The organism is Duganella sp. GW821-FHT07G03 (genome assembly GCF_059418605.1).
In genome coordinates this window covers 263,713-280,051 of sequence record NZ_JBWKQE010000002.1, presented here as the reverse complement: position 1 = coordinate 280,051, position 16,339 = coordinate 263,713, and the positions used below count along the sequence as shown (strand labels likewise).

The window sequence follows — 16,339 nt, the reverse complement described above, 5'->3', positions numbered from 1 at the left end:
TGCCGTAGCGGCCGCTACGGCAGAGCACGTGTCCGAATGTCAGACTTGACCCCCGTTTTTGGGAGCAACTATGAGTTTTGGCGCATTCAACCACCACCGCAATCCCGGCCCGATGGCCGACATCAACGTCACGCCGATGGTGGACGTGATGCTGGTGCTGCTGGTGATCTTCATCCTCAGCGCGCCGATGTTCACCCACGCCGTCAAGCTGGACCTGCCGAAAGCGCAGGCGCAAGCGAGCCCGCAGCAGGCCGCGACGGTCACGCTGTCGATTGATGGCGCCGGCAAGATATTCTGGAATAACGACCCGGTCGAGCAGAGCGTGCTGGAAGCGCGCCTGGTCGAGGCGGCCAGGCTGGAGCCGCAGCCGGAACTGCAACTGCGCGCCGACAAGGACACCCGCTACGAAGTGGTGGCCCAGGTGATGGCGGCCGCGCAGTCGAATGGATTAACCAAGCTGAGCTTCGTCACCGACGGCTCGGCGCCCCCCCAGAAAGAGAAAAAATAATGGCAACCGCAGAACTGAACGGCGCGGCGATCACCGACTTTGACGCCTTCCACGCCGCCTGCAAGGCCGCGCTGGGCTTCCCCGACGGCTACGCTAACACGATGGACGCCTGGGTCGATTGCCTGAGCTATCTGCGCGACGAAGACGGCATGAGCAAGTTCCGCCTGAAGCCGAACGAAGTGCTGGAAATCGTCATCACGGGCGCGGAGGCGATGAAGGCCGCCGTGCCGGATATCCTGGAAGAGATGACTTACTGCGTGGCCGGCATCAACGAGCGCTACGAAGACTACGGCGAGAAGCCGGCCCTGAAGCTTACGCTGCGCTAACCGGGGCTGCCACACCCGCAGGCACGGCGTTCGGGATCAGCGCCTTGGCGCCGGTCTCGCCCGGTGCCAGGGTCAGCACCTCGTAGCCGGTCTCGGTCACCAGCACCATGTGCTCCCATTGCGCCGACAAGGATTTGTCGCGCGTCTCGACGGTCCAGCCGTCGTTCAATTCCTTGGTCGCCGCCTTGCCGGCATTGATCATCGGTTCGATCGTGAACAGCATGCCCGGCTTGAGCACCACGCCCTGGCCCGGACGGCCGTAGTGCGCCACCTGCGGCTCCTCGTGATAGACCATGCCGATGCCGTGGCCGCAGTAATCGAGCACCACGCTGTAGCCGGCCTTCTCGGCGATGGTCTGGATCGCGAAGCCGACGTCGCCCAGGGTGGCGCGCGGCTTGACGGCGCGGATGCCGGCCCACATCGCCGAATAGGTGGTCTCCACCAGCTTGCGCGCCGCCTTCGACGGCTCGCCGACGTAGTACATGCGGCTGGTGTCGCCATGCCAGCCGTCGCGGATGACGGCGACGTCGATGTTGATGATGTCGCCATCCTTGAGGATGTGGTCTTCCGCCGGAATGCCGTGGCACACCACGTGGTTGACCGAGCTGCACACGGTGGCCGGGAAGCCGCCGTAGCCGACATTGGCCGGGATCGCCTGCTGCACGTTGACGATGTAGTCGTTGCACAGCTGGTCGAGGTAGGCCGTGCTGACGCCCGCCTTGATGTGCGGCGTGATCATGGTCAGCACGTCGGCCGCCAGCTGGGCGGCGACGCGCGCCAGGACGATTTGCTCGGGCGACTTGATCAGGTTGGCGTTGCGACGGGACATGGGACTACCTCTTTCATTTTTTAAGCCGCGTATTCTGCCACAACCGCTAGCGCACCGCTTTCAAGTCGAAGTGCGGGTTGTCAATAAGGCAAAGCAAATTACCGAACGGATCGGCCAGTTCGACCGTCTTGATGTTCTCGCCGACGTCCTGGATCGCGCCGTGCACGGTGGCGCCCAGCGCGACGATGCGCTCGACTTCGGCGGCGATATCGTCGACGCCCCAGTAGACCATGCTGCCGGTCTGGCCCGGCTTGCCGTCCGGGATCAGGCCCAGCTCGAAACCGCCGACGTTGAAGCCGACGTAGAACGGCTGGTCGAAATAGGGTGCCGTATCGAATACCTTGCTGTACCAGGCCTTGGCGGCCGCCAGGTCGGCGACCGGGTAGGCCACGGTGCGTAATCCCTTGATCATGCTTGTCTCCACTGAGATGTTGAAAACACCATCTTGGCACAATGGCGGCGGGCGCGATTGTAAAAATGGAAGCTAGGCCGCCAGCAGGAAGCGTTCCGGCGCGCTGCCGGCGAATTCCTGGAAATCGTGGATCAGGTGCGACTGGTCGAAATAGCCGCAGGCCAAAGCCAGTTGCGCCCAGTCCGGCGACGGCTCGGCCTTGAGCGCGGCCGTGGCGCGGCGGAAGCGGCAGATGCGCGCATACAGCTTGGGCGACAGCCCGACCCGCGCGCGGAACAGCGCCGCCAGGTGCTGGCGCGACACGCCCAGCTGCGCTGCCAGGTCTTCGATGCGCAGCACGCCGCCGCTGGCGTCCAGCGCGGCCAGCGCGCGGCGGATCAGCACATCGGCCGGGTCGCCCGGCTGGCCGGCCGCGCGCAGCCGGTGCAATAGCTGATGCTCGATCAGGGCGATGCGCTCGCGGTCGGACAGCTCGCAAGTCCACAGCGCATCGGCCAGCCGTTCGGCATCGTTGCGGCCCCACAGCTGGTCGATATCGGCCCGCTGGTCGGTCAGCGCGTGCAGCGGCGCGGCCAGGAAGGCGCCCGCCGCGCCGGGCTTGAAGCGCACCGCCACCGTCCGCAGCGGCTCGCCGCTGGCGACCAGGATGGCGCTGCTCATCATGCCGACCGCGAAGCCGGGCCGGCCGCCGTCCTGCCACAGAATATCGACGCAGTTATCCGGCAGCACCCGGTGCGTATGGGCGCCGCCCGGCGCGCAGGCGGCCCACATGCACTCGACATGCGCGGCCAGCGCTGGGTGGGGAGGATATTCGCGGTAATACATCCGCATAGTATGCCATGCACCCCATTCATCCAGATTCGGCTATGCTGGCAACAATGCCAATACTGCAATCGGAGTCACTATGAACAAGTTGATCGTCGTTTCTGCACTGGCCCTGAGCTTGCACGCACAGGCTGCGGCGCTGAAGGGTGTCACGGTAGACAACGCAGGCAACATTCGCGTGGTCACCGCAGCTGGCAAGGTGCTGAGCATCGCTAACAACGGCAAGGCTTCCGAGCCGCAGCTGTCCCCGGACGGCGAGAGCGCTGCATGGCTCTACAGGGGCGAGCCGCCGGAGGAGGGCGAAAGCACCTGGGGCTCCAGCGAGTTGCGCATCTACCGCAACGGCAAGACCCGCACCATCAAGTGCCTCCCCTTCATCCGCGAATTCTGGTACTGGAAAAAAGGCAGCCGCATTGCCATCGACTGCGGCGGCAAGCACTTCGCCGGCCACGAAATCCTGTATGACGCCAAGTCGTTGAAACAGCTGGACAGCTTCGATCAGGGCGACGTTCCAGTTGAAAAACGCCCCGAGTGGTCCAATTCCAGCGATCGTTACAAGTCGGATTAAGGCCTTGGACGCCTTGAGTTAAAGTGGGGTGATGACAGCGGTTAAGAATAATTGATGGACATGTCGATCAAGTCGATATGTTCATTCGATATGTTTAAAAAAGTAAGAAAAATCGACACATTCATTCAATATGTCGAATGACGCAGTTGGTTGTTGTTATGCCAACTCCGCTAGCAGCGCATCATTGATAAAGTATTTTTCGCGACCAATTTGTTTCTCGCGCAAGACTCCAAGTGCCGCTAACGTTTGCAGATAAGCGGAGGCTGTTTGTCGTTTGGCAATATTCGCATGGACTAAAAACTGAATTTTAGTGTACGGATGGCGGAAAACAGCCTCAATCAAGTCCTTGCTGTAGATGTTTGGTGCAGCCAGGCGCACCTTTTCACGAATGCTCTCCATCAGCGCGAGAATCCGTCTAACCTGATCAAATGTCTGTTGCGCTGTAGTTTCCACAGCGCGCAGCATGAACAATATCCAGCTTTCCCAGTCCTGCTGCTCCGTTACTTTTTGCAAACACAAATAATAGTCACGTCTATTATCAATAATATAACGCGACAGGAAAAGTACAGGAATATCCATCAGCCCCGCTTGCACCAGGTAAAGCAAGTTCAGAATGCGGCCTGTGCGGCCATTGCCATCTGGGAAGGGATGAATCGCCTCGAACTGGTAATGCATCACCGCCATTTTTATCAGTGGATCAATACCATCTTCGGTATGAATGAAGCGTTCAAGATTGGCCAGCTTGTTACGGATGACGTTATCGCCGACGGGCGGCGTGTAAACGACATCGCCGATCTCATTTTTCAGCGCTGTGCCTGGTATGGCCCGGATTTCGATCTCCGACCGCTTGATCAATTGCGCGATCTCGATAAAGAGATTGGTCGTCAACGGCCGCTCGCGCAAGGTCGCAAAACCGTGCTGCAGTGCTTGCCGGTAGCGCAGCACCTCTTTGGTGTGCGGGTCGGTTTTGCCATCTGCATTAGCATCAGCGCGGTACAGTTCGTCGTTAGTCGTAACGATGTTCTCGACCTCGGACGAGAGTCTCGCTTCCTGCAGGGTGATACTGTTGATTAGCATGCGCTGGTTCGGAATTTGCCCGGCCAGGCCGCGCAAGTTGGCCAGCGCCCGGTTGGCGCCAATGGCTCGCTTCAGCACAGCCTTAGTCTCCAGATCGCGGGTAGGCGGCAAGAGCGGCAAATCGTTGTATGGCTCGCTGCGGTCAAAAGTCATTAGGCGGTTTCCCGTACGTGCTTGTCGGCTTAGTCCGAGTCTGGCAGACCTTCGTAAGATAGCCATCTTATCCTATGGCGACGGAGGCTCTGAAAGTGTTTTTATGGCAACCCCTTGTCTGCTGTTGGGCCTTAACTTCGTCCAGCCGTGTTGCTACGCTTCAGTGCTGTACCTCCCCGCCGAGCCCGTCCGCTCATTCCGGGCATGAACCGGTATAATGTCCGGTTCATATTCACTTATTGGCCGCACACCATCATGCAAGATAAATATAGTCCCGCTGACGTAGAAAAAGCCGCTCAATCCCATTGGAAAGCCATCGACGCCTACAAGGCCGTCGAGCACGACCCGCGTTTCCCGAAAGGGAAGTATTACGCCTGTTCGATGCTGCCTTACCCATCGGGCAAGCTGCATATGGGCCACGTCCGCAACTATACGATCAATGATGTGATGTACCGCTATCTGCGCATGAACGGCTACAACGTGCTGATGCCGATGGGCTGGGACGCGTTCGGCATGCCGGCGGAAAACGCGGCGATGGCCAACAACGTGCCGCCGGCGCAGTGGACCTATTCCAACATCGCCCACATGCGCGAGCAGATGGAGTCGATGGGCCTGGCGATCGACTGGTCGCGCGAAATGACCGCGTGCAAGCCGGAATACTACAAGTGGAACCAGTGGATGTTCCTGAAGATGCTGGAAAAAGGCATCATCTACAAGAAGACCGGCACCGTGAACTGGGATCCGATCGACCAGACCGTGCTGGCCAACGAGCAGGTGGTCGACGGCCGCGGCTGGCGTTCCGGCGCGCTGATCGAAAAGCGTGAAATCCCGATGTACTACGCCCGCATCACCGACTACGCCGACGAGCTGCTCGCCTACGTCGACGACAAGCTGCCAGGCTGGCCTGAGCGCGTGCGCACCATGCAGACCAACTGGATCGGCAAATCGACCGGCGTGCGCTTCGCCTTCCCGCACCAGATCAAGGGCGCCGACGGCCAGTTGATCCAGGACGGCAAGATGTACGTCTTCACCACCCGTCCGGACACCGTGATGGGCGTGACCTTCTGCGCCGTGGCCGCCGAGCACCCGCTGGCGATCCACGCCGCGCAGACCAATCCGGCGCTGGCCGCCTTCAACGCCGAGTGCAAGCTGGGCTCCGTGATCGAAGCCGACATGGCGACGATGGAGAAGAAGGGCATGCCGACCGGCCTGTTCGTCACCCATCCGCTGACCGGCGAGCAGGTCGAGGTCTGGGTCGGCAACTACGTGCTGATCACCTACGGCGACGGCGCCGTCATGGGCGTGCCGGCACACGACGAGCGCGATTTCGCCTTCGCCAAAAAATACAATCTGACTATCAAGCAGGTCATCAAGGCCGAAGGCAAGGAGTTCTCCACCGAAGCCTGGCAGGAATGGTACGGCGACAAGGACATCTCCATCGTCACCAACTCCGGCAAGTACGACGGCCTGCGCTACGCGGAAGCCGTCGAAGCCGTGGCCGCCGACATGGCCGCCAAGGGCCTGGGCGAGAAGAAGATCACCTTCCGCCTGCGCGACTGGGGCATCTCGCGCCAGCGCTACTGGGGCACGCCGATCCCGATGATCCATTGCGCCGATTGCGGCGTGGTGCCGGTGCCGGAAAAAGACCTGCCGGTGGTGCTGCCGGAAGACTGCGTACCCGATGGTACCGGCAACCCGCTGAACAAATACGAAGCCTTCCTCAAGTGCGACTGCCCGCAGTGCGGCAAGCCTGCGCGCCGCGAAACCGATACGATGGACACCTTCGTCGATTCGTCGTGGTACTACATGCGCTATACCTCGCCGGGCGCCGACAAGGCCATGGTCGACGAGCGCAATGACTACTGGATGCCGATGGACCAGTACATCGGCGGCATCGAACACGCCGTCATGCACCTGCTGTACGCGCGCTTCTGGACCAAGATCATGCGCGACTTCGGCCTGGTCAAGTTCGACGAGCCGTTCGTCAACCTGCTGACCCAGGGCATGGTCCTGAACGAGACCTACTTCCGCGAAGACGCAGCCGGCAAGAAGACCTGGTTCAACCCGGCCGACGTCGACCTGACGCTGGACGACAAGGGCCGCCCGCAAGGCGCGACCTCGAAGGCCGACGGCAATCCGGTCAACATCGGCGGCACCGAGAAGATGTCGAAGTCGAAGAACAATGGCATCGATCCTGCCGCGCAGATCGACCAGTACGGCGCCGACACCGCGCGCCTGTTCACGATGTTCGCATCGCCGCCGGAACAGACGCTGGAATGGTCGGGCAGCGGCGTTGAAGGCGCCAACCGCTTCCTGCGCCGCGTGTGGGCGTTCGGCTACGCGCAGCGCGAAGCCATCGCCGCCGCCGGCGCGCCGCTGACCGCATCCGCCACCACGGACGCCGGCAAAGCCCTGCGCCGCGAACTGCACAAGGTCTTGCAGCAGGCCGACTACGACATCAAGCGCATCCAGTACAACACCGTGGTATCGGCCTGCATGAAGATGCTCAATACGCTGGAATCGGCCAAGGACGCGGATGCCGCGTCGGTGGCGGAAGGCTATGCGATCTTCCTGCGCCTGCTGAACCCTGTCGCTCCGCACATCACCCACGTGCTGTGGGAAGAACTGGGCTACGCCAAGGCGCACGGCGACATCCTCAACGTGCAGTGGCCGCAAGTGGACCCTGCGGCGCTGGAGCAGTCCGAGATCGAAATGATGATCCAGGTGAACGGCAAGCTGCGCGGCAGCGTGGTCGTGGCCAAGACCGCCGACAAGGCGAGCATCGAAGCGGCGGCCCTGGCCAACGAAGCGGTGCAGAAGTTCATCGAAGGCACGCCGAAGAAGATCATCGTCGTGCCGGGCAAATTGATCAACATCGTGGTTTAACTGGATAGCACATGCTTACTACTTCCGAGTTGTTCCGGCGCGGCCGTTTGTGCGCCGCCGTGCTGGCCGTGGCGCTGACCGTGTCGGCCTGCGGCTTCCATCTGCGCGGCGACGGCGGCCACTACACGCTGCCGTTCCCGTCGATGTACGTCGGACTGCCGGAAGCGTCGCCGTTGGCCATCGATTTGAAGCGCAACATCCGCGCCAACGGCGGCACCACCGTCGTCAACGCGGCCAAGGATGCGGACGGCGTGATCGAGGTGCTGTCCAATCCCGAGAAGACGCGCTCCAAGACCATTCTGTCGCTGAACAGCAATGGCCGCGTGCGTCAGTATCTGCTGTCGTACAACATCGTGTTCCGCGTGCTGGACAAGCAGGGCAAGGAGCTGCTGGGCAGCACCCAGATCCTGCTGACCCGCCCCATCGACTTCAACGAAACCCAGTTGCTGGCGAAGGAGCAGGAAGAAGCGCTGCTGTACAAGGATATGCAGACCGACCTGGTGCAGCAGATGATGCGCCGCATCGCGGCCATCAAGCCGCTGCAGGTGTCGCTGCCGCCGCCGGCCCTCGGCCAGTAAGGACGCGCGATGCAACTGCGGCTAGAAGCGCTGGACGGCCATTTGACGAAGTCGCTGTCCCAGCTGTACGTGATCACCAGCGACGAGCATTTGCTGGCGCTGGAGGCGGCCGACAAGATCCGCAAGGCGGCGCGCGCGCAAGGCTATTCCGAGCGCGACGTGCTGACCGTGGAACGCAGCTTCAAGTGGGGCGAGCTGCTGGCGTCCAACCAGGCGCTGTCGCTGTTCGGTGACAAGAAGCTGATCGAGCTGCGCATCCCGACCGGCAAACCCGGCAAGGATGGCGGCGCGGCGCTGCAGAATTATGTGAAAGACCTGAGTCCGGACAACCTGACCCTGATCACGCTGCCGAAGCTCGATTGGCAGACGCAGAAGGCGGCCTGGGTCGCCAGTCTGCAACAGGCGGCGGTGTATATCGACATCGCCCAGATTGAACGGGCGCAGTTACCCAATTGGATAGGCCAGCGTCTTGCCGCACAAGGGCAGAGCGCGGACCGGCAGAGCATCGATTTCATCGCCGATCGCGTTGAAGGCAATCTGCTTGCGGCCCATCAGGAGATACAGAAGTTGGCCTTGCTGCACGAGCCGGGCAAGCTGACCTACGAGCAGGTGCACGATGCGGTGCTGAACGTGGCGCGTTACGACGTGTTCAAGCTCAGTGAAGCGATGCTGTCGGGTGATCCGGCGCGTCTGGTGCGCATGCTGGAAGGCTTGAAGGGCGAGGGCGAAGCGCTGCCGCTGGTGCTGTGGGCCGTGTCGGAGGAAATCCGCACGCTGCTCAAGCTGAAGGCGGGCATGGCGCAGGGCCGTCCGCTGGGTGCGCTGCTCAAGGAGTATCGTATCTGGGGACCGAAGGAACGCATGATGGAGCCGGCGCTGCGCCGCATCTCGCTGCCTGTACTGGAAGCGGCGATGAAGGACGCGGCGCAGGTCGACAAGATGATCAAGGGCTTGCGCGCCAAAGCGCACGCCGGCGACGCGTGGGATTCGATGCTGCAGCTGGCACTCAGGGTCGCGCGCGGTTAGGAAAGCTACCGATGGATATCAAGCACTACATGGAACAACTGGGCCAGCAGGCGCGCAAGGCATCGCGCGCCATGGCCCGTGCCGACAGCGCGACCCGCAACCGCGCGCTGACGCTGATCGCCGACGCGATCGAACGCGACGCGCCACAACTGCGCGCCGCCAATCAGCTCGACATGGACGCGGCGGCCGCCAACGGCCTGGCGCCGGCCATGCTGGACCGCTTGGCGCTGTCCGACAAGGCCATCGCGACGATGGTGGAAGGCCTGCGCCAGATCGTCGCGCTGCCCGATCCGATCGGCGAAATCTCGGGCCTGAAGTTCCGCCCGACCGGCATCCAGGTCGGCCAGATGCGCGTGCCGCTGGGCGTGATCGGCATCATCTACGAATCCCGTCCCAACGTGACGGTGGACGCGGCGGGCCTGTGCATCAAGAGCGGCAACGCCACCATCCTGCGCGGCGGTTCGGAAGCGATCCACTGCAACCGCGCCCTGGCCAAACTGGTCACGGAAGGCCTGCTGGGCGCCGGCCTACCGGAAGAGGGCGTGCAAGTGGTGGACACCACCGATCGCGCCGCCGTCGGCGCGCTGATCACCATGCCGCAGTACGTGGACGTGATCGTGCCGCGCGGTGGCAAGGGCCTGATCGCGCGCCTGATCGACGAGGCGACGGTGCCGATGATTAAGCACCTGGACGGCATCTGCCACGTCTACATCGACGCCAAGGCCGACATGAAGAAGGCGCTGGACATTGCGTTCAACGCCAAGTGCCACCGCTACGGCACCTGCAACACCATGGAAACGCTGCTGGTGGCGCGCGCGATCGCGCCGGCGGTGCTGCCGGAACTGGCCAAGCTGTACGCGACCAAGCAGGTAGAACTGCGCGCCGATCCGGAAGCGCTGGCGATCCTGGCAGCGGCAGGCTATCCGCACCTGGTGGCGGCGACCGAGGAAGACTGGTCGACCGAATACCTGGCCGCGATCCTGTCGGTGAAGATCGTCGCCGGCATCGACGAGGCGATGGAGCACATCAACCATTACTCGTCCAAGCACACCGAAGCCATCGTCACCGAAGACCACACGGACGCCATGCGCTTCCTGCGCGAAGTCGATTCGGCGTCGGTGATGATCAACGCGTCGACGCGCTTCGCCGACGGTTTTGAATATGGCCTGGGCGCGGAGATCGGCATCTCCAACGACAAGCTGCACGCGCGCGGCCCGGTTGGTCTGGAAGGTTTGACCTCGCTGAAGTACGTCGTGTTCGGGCACGGCGAAACCCGTCAATAAGGAGACATATGCTCTGGATTAAAGCGCTGCACATTTTCTTCGTGATCGCCTGGATGTCGGGTGTGTTCTACCTGCCTCGCATCTTCGTCAACCTGGCGATGGAGACCAACGAGGTCTCTACCCAGCGCCTGCTGACGATGGCGCGCAAGCTGTATCGTTTTTCGATGTGGCTGTCGGTGTTCGCGGTGGTGTTCGGCGCTATCCTGGTGTGGATGCAGTACGGCGCGCAGATGCCGCACTGGCTGCACGCCAAGCTGTTGTTCGTGGTGCTGGTGATCGGTTATCACCACGCCTGCGGCGGCATCCTGAAAAAGTTCGAGAAGGGCGTCAACACCCGCAGTCACAAGTGGTATCGCGTCTTCAATGAAATGCCGGTGTTGATGATGCTGGCGATAGTGCTGCTGGTTGTCGTCAAACCCTTCTGATCGGAGCATCATGAGTAAAGTCTGCCAGTATTTTTTCGCCGCCCATTCGCCGTGGACCTACCTGGGCCATGCGCGCTTTGTCGCCATGGCGCGCCAACACGGCGTGCAGGTTGAAGTGCGTCCGGTCGATCTGGGCAAGGTGTTCGGCGTGTCCGGCGGCCTGCCGCTGGCCAAGCGCGCGCCGCAGCGCCAGGCCTATCGCCTGGTCGAGCTGACGCGCTGGTCGGAGTTCCTCGGCATTCCGCTGAACGTGCAGCCGAAGTTTTTCCCGGTGTCGCCGGACATGGCCAGCCGCATGGTGATCGCCGCGCGCCTGACGCACGGCGTGGACGTGTCGCTGGAACTGGCGTTCGCGGTGATGCGCGGCCTGTGGGCGGAAGACAAGAATATCGGCGACGAAGAGACGCTGGCGCAGATCGCCGGCAGCTGCGGCCTCGATGGCAAGGCGCTGATCAAATCGTCGGAGACGGCCAGCGTGCAGGCCGAGTACGACCGCAATACGGAAGACGCAACGGCGGCCAGCGTGTTCGGCTCGCCGTGGTATGTGTTGGATGGTGAAAGTTTCTGGGGCCAGGACCGCCTGGATTTCCTGGAAAGAGCAATGCAGAAGTAAGTAGTTTTTTTAACGGACAAAAGGTACACCTATGGCATCCTATTTTTGCCCATGCCCACGCGGCATGGAAGCGGCGTTGGCCGAAGAACTGGGCGAAATCGCCCTGCTGAGCACCACCCTGAAGGTGCACAACCAGGTACCGGGCGGCGTGCACTGCTCCGGCGAACTGCTCGATTCCTACCGCATCAACCTGCACTCGCGCATTGCTTCGCGCGTGCTGATGCGCATGGCCGTCACCGGCTACCAGAACGAAAACGACATCTACGACCTGGTGCTGGCGCAGCAGTGGGAAGACTGGTTCACCTACGACCACACCATCCGTGTCGACGTCACCGCCGTGAAGTCCCCGCTGAAAAGCCTGGAGTTCACCACGCTGAAAATCAAGGACGCGATCTGCGACCGCTTCCGCGACCAGTTCGACAAGCGTCCTTCGGTCAACACCAAGGAACCGGACATGCGCATCGTCGGCTTCCTCGACGCGCGCCAGTTCATCATCTACCTCGACACCTCGGGCGAAGCGCTGTTCAAGCGCGGCTGGCGTGAGGAAACCGGCGACGCGCCATTGCGCGAGAACCTGGCCGCCGGCCTGCTGCGCGTGTCGGGCTGGAAGCCGGGCATGCCGCTGTTCGACCCGATGTGCGGCTCCGGCACCATCCTGTGCGAAGCGGCGCAGATGGTGCAGGGCATTCCGCCGGGCGCGCGCCGCCGCTTTGCCTTCGAAGCCTTCAACGACTTCGATCCGGCGCCGTGGAACGAGATGAAGAATTCGATCAAGGCCAATCCGCTGCCGGCATCGCCGACCATCTTCGGCTCCGACATTTCGGGCGACATGGTGGAGATGACCCGCCACAACCTGAAGTGCGCCGGCATCATGTTCGACGTGCCGCTCAAGCAGATCGAGGCGCAGGAAGTGAAGGCGCCGACCGAGCAGCCTGGCATTCTGCTGACCAACCCTCCGTACGGCGAGCGTATCGGCGTGCGCGGCGACAGCACGCTGCCGGAGGACGAACTGGCGAGCAGCTTCTACTCGGCGCTGTCGACCACCCTGAAGCAGCGCTTCGCCGGCTGGACGGTGTTCCTGTTCACGGCCGACCTGGGCCTGCCGAAGCTGCTGCGCTTGAAGGAATCGCGCAAGACGCCATTCTTCAACGGCGCGCTGGAATGCCGTCTGTTCCGCTTCGACATGGTGGCCGGCTTCAACCGCCGCGAAGCGGCCAAGCCTAAAGAAGTCTAACCACGACGCCACATGTTCCCTACACCTCCCGCAAATCTTCCCCCAGATCCTGTCGCGGAGGTGCCGGAACCGCCGCCGTCGCACATGAAAGTGCTCAGCGCCGGCGCGCTGGCCGCCACGCTGGCCGCGCTGTCGATGCTGGGGCCTTTCTCCATCGACGCCTACCTGCCGGCCTTCCCGAATATCCAGGCCACGCTGAACGCCACGCCGATCGAGGTCCAGCAAAGCCTGACCTTCTACATGCTGTCCTTCGCCTGCATGGTGTTGTGGCACGGCGCGCTGTCGGACGCCTTCGGCCGCCGCAACGTGATCCTGGTGTCGCTGGCGATGTTCGCCATCGGCACGCTGGGCTGCGCCGCCGCGCACACCGTGCATTACCTGTGGGTGTTCCGCATTTTGCAGGGCATGTCGTCCGGCGCCGGCGTGGTGGTGGGGCGCGCCATCATCCGCGACCTGTACCACGACGCCGCCGCCGCGCGGTTGCTGTCGATGGTGACGATGATCTTCTCGATCGCGCCGGCCATCGCGCCTATCCTGGGCGGCTGGGTGGTCACGCTGTTCGACTGGCGGGCGATCTTCCTGGCGCTGCTGGCCTATAGCGTGCTGCTGTTCATCTACTGCTACCGCCGCCTGCCGGAGACACTGCCGAAAGAGAAGCGCCATCCCTTCAATCCGCACTTCCTGCTGCGTAACTACGGCGAGATCATGCGCTCGCCGCTGTTCCACATGAAGTCCGGCGTGGTGGCCTTCAATTTCGCCGGCCTGTTCCTGTACATCTCGTCGGCGCCGGTGTTCCTGCCGCAGCACCTGGGGCTGGGCGCCTCGCAGTTCGGCTGGCTGTTCATCCCGTCGGTGAGCGGGATTTTCCTCGGCGCGCTGGCCGCCAACCGGATTGCCGGAAAGATGACATTTTCGCGACAGATTGGTATCGGCTTTTGTTTCCTGCTGGCGGCGTCGATATTTAACGTTTGCTACCACTTGTTGTTGCCGCCTGCGCTGCCGTGGTCGGTGGCGCCGATGTTCTTTTACACCTTCGGCATGTCGGTGGTCGCGCCGGGCGCGACCTTGCTGGCATTGGACTTGTTCCCGCACATCCGCGGGACAGTGGCTTCCTGCCAATCTTTCGCCACCACCCTGCTCGGCGCGCTGGTGGCGGGGGTGATCGCACCCTTCTTATCACACTCCGTGCTGTGGTTAGCCGCAGGACAGATGGCATTTAGTACCTCTGCTCTCGTTTTGTGGTTGACGTCGCGCTATTACCGGAGCATGCTTCTACGCCATCCGGGCCAATAATTATTTACGGCAGGAAATTGAGTTAGTTTAGAAAGAAATCTTACCTGCTGTTAAGTTACTACAAGACTTTATGTTAGTATAACTTTTTGGTAGTGATTTTTTCCCACGATTTTTGCACAACGCACCCGGCCCAGAACCCGCTTGATACGATGCATCAACCTGACCATGATATTCGCAATCGCCTGCTGATTGCCCGTCTGCCGGCAATGCCGCAGATACTCATTAAGTTGATTGAGCACTTGCAAGCCGACGACGCCGGCATGCCGGAGCTGGCCGCCCTGATCGCCAAGGATGCGGCGATGACCAGCAAGATCCTCACCGTCGCCAACAGCTCGGCCTATCACCGCAATGCGCGCGTGGTCGGCCTGGAGCAGTCGCTGGTGTCGCTGGGCACCGACATGATCAAGACGCTGGTCATCAGCGAATCCGTGTTCCAGACCTTTAACAGCTTCCCGCATTCGAGCAGCACCGACCTGCGCGGCTTCTGGAAAGGTTCCCTGACCACCGCCGTCATCGCCCGCGACATCGCCAGGCAGATGGAGTACCCGCACGTCGAGGAAGCCTATCTGGCGGGCCTGCTGCACAACGTCGGCCGCCTGGCGCTGCTGGCCACCGCGCCGAAGGAATACGCCTTCAACTTCATGGCGCGCGACGACGAAGACCTGTGCGCCGTCGAACAGCGCACCTTGCAAATCACCCACTCGGAAGCGGGCGCCTGGCTGATCGAACGCTGGCACCTCGATTCCTTCCTGGCCGACAGCGTGCTGTATCACCACGAGCCGATTTCGCGCCTGGAGTCGGCCCATCCCTTGATCCGCGTGGTGCGCCTGGCGCACCTGCTGTGCTTCCACGAAGACCAGGACCAGGCCATCGAGGAAGCCGGCCACCTGTGCGGCCTGGAGGCGGAAAAGTTGGAGCAGATCGTCAGCAACGCCGCCCGCCAGGTGGAGAAGTCGGCCGCCTACCTGGGCATCGACCTGGCCGGCGCCGACGATATTCCGACGCCGACCGCCTATGCGGCGCCGATGGTCGATCCGGTGCAGCAGCGGCTGTCCGAGGAAGTGCGCAATATGGTGCTGGTGTCCGAGATGGGCCAGACCTTCGCGCGCCAGCAGGGCGAAGCCGGCCTGCTCGACGCGATGACGCGCTCGGCGCGCATCCTGTTCGATTTTGAAAACGCCGTGGTGCTGCTGGAGAATCCGACCGGCCACGCGCTGCATGGCACCGCCACCGGCGAGCAGCAGCAGCGGCTGGCCGAATTGGTCATCCCGCTCAACAAGGGCGGCGTGGTGGCCGAGGCGGCGACCGAGCGCAAGCTGACCTTCGTCAGCCGCGATACACCAGCCCTGAGCGTGGCCGAGGAACAGCTGTTCCGCATCCTCGGCAGCGAGAGCATGGTGTGCCTGCCGCTGGTGGCCAACCAGCGCTGCCTGGGCGTGTTGATCGGCGGTGCGCCGGCCTGGCAGATGGCCAGCTTCCAGAAGCGCGAGCGCTTCCTGCAATCGTTCGGCACCCAGGCCGCCGCCGCGCTGGAAACGGCGATCAGCGAGCGCGGTCACACCAAGCGCCAACTCGCCCACGTGGCCGAAGAATACCGCGAAGCCTCGCGCCGCGTGGTGCACGAGGTGAACAACCCGCTGTCGATCATCAAGAACTACCTGTCGGTCTTGGACGGCAAGCTGGCCAAGCGCGAGCCGGTGGTGGGCGAGATGTCGATCCTGAACGAGGAGATCGACCGGGTCGGACAACTGATCAACGGCCTGGCCGACCTGCAGCCGACCGAGAGCTCGCGCGTGACCGATGTCGGGCGCGTGGTGGACGACGTGCTGCGCCTGTTCCGCGCCACCGACTTCGTGCCGGCCTCGGTGCAGATCGTGGTGCGCATGCAGGAGGAGCCGGCCGAAATCGACGGCGACGCCGACCTGCTCAAGCAGATACTGGTCAACCTGATCAAGAACGCCGTCGAAGCCCTGGCCGACGGCGGCAAGATCGAAATCTCGAACCGCGGTCACGTCAACCGCGAACGCAAGCTTTACCTGGAACTGGTGGTCAGCGACACCGGTCCGGGGCTGTCGGCCGAGGTGCTGGCCAATCTGTTCTCCGCGGTGCGCAGCACCAAGGAAGGCGCACACCACGGCCTGGGCCTGTCCATCGTCCACAGCCTGGTGAAAAAAATGCAGGGCCTGATCACCTGCCGCTCCGGTAAAACGGGTACCACCTTCGAAATCCTGCTGCCCGCCCGTGGCAGCACCAGTCAAGTCGCCGGCGTGCAAACGCGGGCGATGGATTCTGTTTAAGGCCAT

16 protein-coding genes are annotated in these 16,339 nt (G+C 62.5%); 12 read left to right on the top strand and 4 right to left on the bottom strand.

All coding sequences use genetic code 11. The features are described from left to right. Positions 1-70 precede the first annotated feature (70 nt). Positions 71-508, top strand: coding sequence for an ExbD/TolR family protein (locus AC07OK_RS05145; protein ID WP_494689266.1), 438 nt, complete (start codon positions 71-73; stop codon positions 506-508). Further along, positions 508-834: a barstar family protein gene (locus tag AC07OK_RS05140; RefSeq protein ID WP_217944808.1), complete on the top strand. Its 327-nt coding sequence runs from the start codon at positions 508-510 to the stop codon at positions 832-834. Before AC07OK_RS05145 ends, AC07OK_RS05140 begins: the two co-directional genes overlap by 1 nt. On the opposite strand, the gene map is transcribed toward AC07OK_RS05140, so the two are convergent. The 3 genes from map to AC07OK_RS05125 all read right to left on the bottom strand — a co-directional run bounded on the left by map (position 821) and on the right by AC07OK_RS05125 (position 2,900). Beyond that, the gene (gene map, locus AC07OK_RS05135; protein WP_494689265.1) at positions 821-1,663 is read right to left on the bottom strand and encodes a type I methionyl aminopeptidase; all 843 of its coding nucleotides are present in this window, start codon (positions 1,661-1,663) and stop codon (positions 821-823) included. The two genes, AC07OK_RS05140 and map, sit on opposite strands and share 14 nt — an antisense overlap. Before the next feature lie 46 nt (positions 1,664-1,709). Beyond that, positions 1,710-2,075: a VOC family protein gene (locus AC07OK_RS05130; RefSeq protein WP_217944812.1), complete on the bottom strand. Its 366-nt coding sequence runs from the start codon at positions 2,073-2,075 to the stop codon at positions 1,710-1,712. Positions 2,076-2,147: 72 nt separating this feature from the next. Beyond that, a complete protein-coding gene (locus AC07OK_RS05125; protein WP_494689264.1) occupies positions 2,148-2,900 on the bottom strand; it encodes a DUF6597 domain-containing transcriptional factor in 753 nt (250 codons plus the stop codon). 79 nt (positions 2,901-2,979) lie between these two features. Between AC07OK_RS05125 and AC07OK_RS05120 the strand changes: the two genes are divergently transcribed. Beyond that, positions 2,980-3,468, top strand: coding sequence for a hypothetical protein (locus tag AC07OK_RS05120; protein ID WP_494689263.1), 489 nt, complete (start codon positions 2,980-2,982; stop codon positions 3,466-3,468). Between the two features lie 156 nt (positions 3,469-3,624). Here AC07OK_RS05120 and AC07OK_RS05115 read toward each other — a convergent pair whose 3' ends face one another. Continuing rightward, entirely contained in the window at positions 3,625-4,698 is a 1,074-nt protein-coding gene (locus AC07OK_RS05115; RefSeq protein ID WP_494689262.1) for a Fic family protein, read from the bottom strand. A gap of 255 nt (positions 4,699-4,953) precedes the next feature. On the opposite strand from AC07OK_RS05115, the gene leuS reads away from it, so the two are divergent. From leuS to AC07OK_RS05070, 9 genes are all read left to right on the top strand, one after another. Then, positions 4,954-7,584, top strand: coding sequence for a leucine--tRNA ligase (gene leuS / locus AC07OK_RS05110; protein ID WP_494689261.1), 2,631 nt, complete (start codon positions 4,954-4,956; stop codon positions 7,582-7,584). 11 nt (positions 7,585-7,595) lie between these two features. After that, positions 7,596-8,162, top strand: a complete 567-nt coding sequence (locus tag AC07OK_RS05105) for an LPS-assembly lipoprotein LptE (RefSeq protein WP_494689260.1) — start codon at positions 7,596-7,598, stop codon at positions 8,160-8,162. Positions 8,163-8,171: 9 nt separating this feature from the next. After that, the gene (holA, locus tag AC07OK_RS05100; RefSeq protein ID WP_494689259.1) at positions 8,172-9,188 is read left to right on the top strand and encodes a DNA polymerase III subunit delta; all 1,017 of its coding nucleotides are present in this window, start codon (positions 8,172-8,174) and stop codon (positions 9,186-9,188) included. Between the two features lie 11 nt (positions 9,189-9,199). Continuing rightward, a complete protein-coding gene (locus AC07OK_RS05095; protein ID WP_494689258.1) occupies positions 9,200-10,471 on the top strand; it encodes a glutamate-5-semialdehyde dehydrogenase in 1,272 nt (423 codons plus the stop codon). Positions 10,472-10,479: 8 nt separating this feature from the next. Then, a complete protein-coding gene (locus AC07OK_RS05090; protein ID WP_494689257.1) occupies positions 10,480-10,896 on the top strand; it encodes a CopD family protein in 417 nt (138 codons plus the stop codon). Between the two features lie 10 nt (positions 10,897-10,906). Beyond that, complete coding sequence (locus AC07OK_RS05085) at positions 10,907-11,509, top strand: 2-hydroxychromene-2-carboxylate isomerase (RefSeq protein WP_494689256.1); 603 nt, start codon at positions 10,907-10,909, stop codon at positions 11,507-11,509. A gap of 31 nt (positions 11,510-11,540) precedes the next feature. Beyond that, on the top strand, positions 11,541-12,743 hold the full coding sequence (locus AC07OK_RS05080; protein ID WP_494689255.1) for a THUMP domain-containing class I SAM-dependent RNA methyltransferase: 1,203 nt from the start codon (positions 11,541-11,543) through the stop codon (positions 12,741-12,743). 12 nt (positions 12,744-12,755) lie between these two features. Further along, complete coding sequence (locus tag AC07OK_RS05075; RefSeq protein WP_494689254.1) at positions 12,756-14,036, top strand: multidrug effflux MFS transporter; 1,281 nt, start codon at positions 12,756-12,758, stop codon at positions 14,034-14,036. Positions 14,037-14,242: 206 nt separating this feature from the next. After that, the gene (locus tag AC07OK_RS05070) at positions 14,243-16,333 is read left to right on the top strand and encodes an HDOD domain-containing protein (RefSeq protein ID WP_494689253.1); all 2,091 of its coding nucleotides are present in this window, start codon (positions 14,243-14,245) and stop codon (positions 16,331-16,333) included. Positions 16,334-16,339: the final 6 nt, after the last annotated feature.

Excerpts from the sequence above, each read along its gene's own strand:
- AC07OK_RS05145 (WP_494689266.1), top strand. The coding sequence starts at position 71 with ATGAGTTTTGGCGCATTCAACCACCACCGCAATCCCGGCCCGATGGCC.
- AC07OK_RS05140 (WP_217944808.1), top strand. The coding sequence starts at position 508 with ATGGCAACCGCAGAACTGAACGGCGCGGCGATCACCGACTTTGACGCC.
- map (WP_494689265.1), bottom strand. The coding sequence starts at position 1,663 with ATGTCCCGTCGCAACGCCAACCTGATCAAGTCGCCCGAGCAAATCGTC.
- AC07OK_RS05130 (WP_217944812.1), bottom strand. The coding sequence starts at position 2,075 with ATGATCAAGGGATTACGCACCGTGGCCTACCCGGTCGCCGACCTGGCG.
- AC07OK_RS05125 (WP_494689264.1), bottom strand. The coding sequence starts at position 2,900 with ATGTATTACCGCGAATATCCTCCCCACCCAGCGCTGGCCGCGCATGTC.
- AC07OK_RS05120 (WP_494689263.1), top strand. The coding sequence starts at position 2,980 with ATGAACAAGTTGATCGTCGTTTCTGCACTGGCCCTGAGCTTGCACGCA.
- AC07OK_RS05115 (WP_494689262.1), bottom strand. The coding sequence starts at position 4,698 with ATGACTTTTGACCGCAGCGAGCCATACAACGATTTGCCGCTCTTGCCG.
- leuS (WP_494689261.1), top strand. The coding sequence starts at position 4,954 with ATGCAAGATAAATATAGTCCCGCTGACGTAGAAAAAGCCGCTCAATCC.
- AC07OK_RS05105 (WP_494689260.1), top strand. The coding sequence starts at position 7,596 with ATGCTTACTACTTCCGAGTTGTTCCGGCGCGGCCGTTTGTGCGCCGCC.
- holA (WP_494689259.1), top strand. The coding sequence starts at position 8,172 with ATGCAACTGCGGCTAGAAGCGCTGGACGGCCATTTGACGAAGTCGCTG.
- AC07OK_RS05095 (WP_494689258.1), top strand. The coding sequence starts at position 9,200 with ATGGATATCAAGCACTACATGGAACAACTGGGCCAGCAGGCGCGCAAG.
- AC07OK_RS05090 (WP_494689257.1), top strand. The coding sequence starts at position 10,480 with ATGCTCTGGATTAAAGCGCTGCACATTTTCTTCGTGATCGCCTGGATG.
- AC07OK_RS05085 (WP_494689256.1), top strand. The coding sequence starts at position 10,907 with ATGAGTAAAGTCTGCCAGTATTTTTTCGCCGCCCATTCGCCGTGGACC.
- AC07OK_RS05080 (WP_494689255.1), top strand. The coding sequence starts at position 11,541 with ATGGCATCCTATTTTTGCCCATGCCCACGCGGCATGGAAGCGGCGTTG.
- AC07OK_RS05075 (WP_494689254.1), top strand. The coding sequence starts at position 12,756 with ATGTTCCCTACACCTCCCGCAAATCTTCCCCCAGATCCTGTCGCGGAG.
- AC07OK_RS05070 (WP_494689253.1), top strand. The coding sequence starts at position 14,243 with ATGCCGCAGATACTCATTAAGTTGATTGAGCACTTGCAAGCCGACGAC.